The organism is Mannheimia indoligenes (genome assembly GCF_036880405.1).
Taxonomy (GTDB): Bacteria; Pseudomonadota; Gammaproteobacteria; order Enterobacterales; family Pasteurellaceae; genus Mannheimia; species Mannheimia indoligenes.
This window is the reverse complement of record NZ_JBAJJM010000019.1, coordinates 1-2,947: the sequence shown is the minus strand read 5'-3', so window position 1 is coordinate 2,947 and position 2,947 is coordinate 1. Positions and strand designations below refer to the sequence as shown.

General features: G+C 48.0%; 1 rRNA gene. It reads right to left on the bottom strand.

From position 1 onward, the window contains the following. Positions 1-2,726, bottom strand: a 23S ribosomal RNA gene (locus tag V6W77_RS10365); the annotation flags it as partial. Positions 2,727-2,947 lie beyond the last annotated feature (221 nt).

Below are 2,947 nucleotides of genomic sequence, written 5' to 3'. Positions count from 1 at the left end.
TAGCTACTCGGCAATGCGTCTGGCGACACAACCGAAACACCAGCGGTGCGTCCACTCCGGTCCTCTCGTACTAGGAGCAGCCCCAACCAATTCTCCAACGCCCACGGCAGATAGGGACCGAACTGTCTCACGACGTTCTAAACCCAGCTCGCGTACCACTTTAAATGGCGAACAGCCATACCCTTGGGACCTACTTCAGCCCCAGGATGTGATGAGCCGACATCGAGGTGCCAAACACCGCCGTCGATATGAACTCTTGGGCGGTATCAGCCTGTTATCCCCGGAGTACCTTTTATCCGTTGAGCGATGGCCCTTCCATTCAGAACCACCGGATCACTATGACCTGCTTTCGCACCTGCTCGACTTGTCTGTCTCGCAGTTAAGCTTGCTTATACCATTGCACTAACCTCACGATGTCCGACCGTGATTAGCAAACCTTCGTGCTCCTCCGTTACTCTTTGGGAGGAGACCGCCCCAGTCAAACTACCCACCAGACACTGTCCGAGTACTCGTTCCGAGTACTTCGTTAGAACATCAAACGTTAAAGGGTGGTATTTCAAGGACGCCTCCACACAAACTAGCGTTCATGCTTCAAAGGCTCCCACCTATCCTACACATCAAAATTCAATGTTCAGTGTCAAGCTATAGTAAAGGTTCACGGGGTCTTTCCGTCTAGCCGCGGGTACACCGCATCTTCACGGCGATTTCAATTTCACTGAGTCTCGGGTGGAGACAGCCTGGCCATCATTATGCCATTCGTGCAGGTCGGAACTTACCCGACAAGGAATTTCGCTACCTTAGGACCGTTATAGTTACGGCCGCCGTTTACTGGGGCTTCGATCAGGAGCTTCTCTTGCGATAACACCATCAATTAACCTTCCAGCACCGGGCAGGCATCACACCCTATACGTCCACTTTCGTGTTTGCAGAGTGCTGTGTTTTTAATAAACAGTTGCAGCCAGCTGGTATCTTCGACCGGTTCAACCTTCGAGAGTAAATCTCTACAATCTACGCCGGCGCACCTTCTCCCGAAGTTACGGTGCTATTTTGCCTAGTTCCTTCACCCGAGTTCTCTCAAGCGCCTGAGTATTCTCTACCTGACCACCTGTGTCGGTTTATAGTACGGTTCAGTGTAATCTGAAGCTTAGTGGCTTTTCCTGGAAGCGTGGTATCGGTTACTTCAGCACCGTAGTGCCTCGTCATCATCTCTCAGTGTTAATAGAAGACCGGATTTGCCTAGTCTTCCCACCTACCAACTTAAACAGGGATATCCAACACCCTGATAACCTAACCTTCTCCGTCCCCACATCGCAATTACACCAAGTACGGGAATATTAACCCGTTTCCCATCGACTACGCTTTTCAGCCTCGCCTTAGGGGCCGACTCACCCTGCCCCGATTAACGTTGGACAGGAACCCTTGGTCTTCCGGCGAACGAGTTTTTCACTCGTTTTGTCGTTACTTATGTCAGCATTCGCACTTCTGATACGTCCACCAGACTTCTCAATCCAGCTTCATCCGCTTACAGAACGCTCCCCTACCCAACAATGTTTCCATTGATGCCGCAGCTTCGGTGACTAGTTTTAGCCCCGTTACATCTTCCGCGCAGGCCGACTCGACTAGTGAGCTATTACGCTTTCTTTAAATGATGGCTGCTTCTAAGCCAACATCCTAGCTGTCTAAGCCTTCCCACTTCGTTTCCCACTTAACTAGTACTTTGGGACCTTAGCTGGCGGTCTGGGTTGTTTCCCTCTCCACGATGGACGTTAGCACCCACCGTGTGTCTCCTATGCATTACTCTTCGGTATTCGCAGTTTGCATCGGGTTGGTAATCCGGGATGGACCCCTAGCCGAAACAGTGCTCTACCCCCGAAGGTATTCACATAAGGCTCTACCTAAATAGATTTCGGGGAGAACCAGCTATCTCCCGGTTTGATTGGCCTTTCACCCCCAGCCACAAGTCATCCGCTAATTTTTCAACATTAGTCGGTTCGGTCCTCCAATTAGTGTTACCCAATCTTCAACCTGCCCATGGCTAGATCACCGGGTTTCGGGTCTATACCTTGCAACTACACGCCCAGTTAAGACTCGGTTTCCCTTCGGCTCCCTTATTCAGTTAACCTTGCTACAAAATATAAGTCGCTGACCCATTATACAAAAGGTACGCAGTCACAGAATAAATCTGCTCCCACTGCTTGTACGCACAAGGTTTCAGGTTCTATTTCACTCCCCTCGCCGGGGTTCTTTTCGCCTTTCCTTCACAGTACTGGTTCACTATCGGTCAATCAGGAGTATTTAGCCTTGGAGGATGGTCCCCCCATCTTCAAACAGGATATCACGTGTCCCGCCCTACTTATTGTTAGCCTAGTACCACAATGGAGTTTTAAGGTACGGGATTATCACCCTCTACGATTGAGCTTCCCAGCTCATTCCCCTAACTTCACTGCTATCACTAACTGGCTCTTTCGCGTTCGCTCGCCGCTACTAACGAAATCTCGGTTGATTTCTTTTCCTCGGGGTACTTAGATGTTTCAGTTCTCCCGGTTTGCCTCATTATCCTATGTATTCAGATAATGATAGTAGATTCTTCATCTACTGGGTTTCCCCATTCGGATATCTTGGATTAAACGCCTCTTATCGACTCATCCAAGCTTTTCGCAGATTAGCACGTCCTTCTTCGCCTCTGATTGCCAAGGCATCCACCTTGTGCGCTTAGTCACTTAACTATACAACCTCAAATGTTTTCATTTAAATTTTCATTTAAATCAATCAAACGATTTTATTTGAAGCGATATTATTCAACTAAACACTTGAGTGCTTTTGTTCACTCAAGATTTTTTATACTCAGACTTTCAATTTATTCACTACTGCTTTTTGCTTTAGTGAACTTGAAAAATCTCTCAGTTTTTCAGCTTGTTTCTAAATTTTTAAAGAACATTAAGACAAT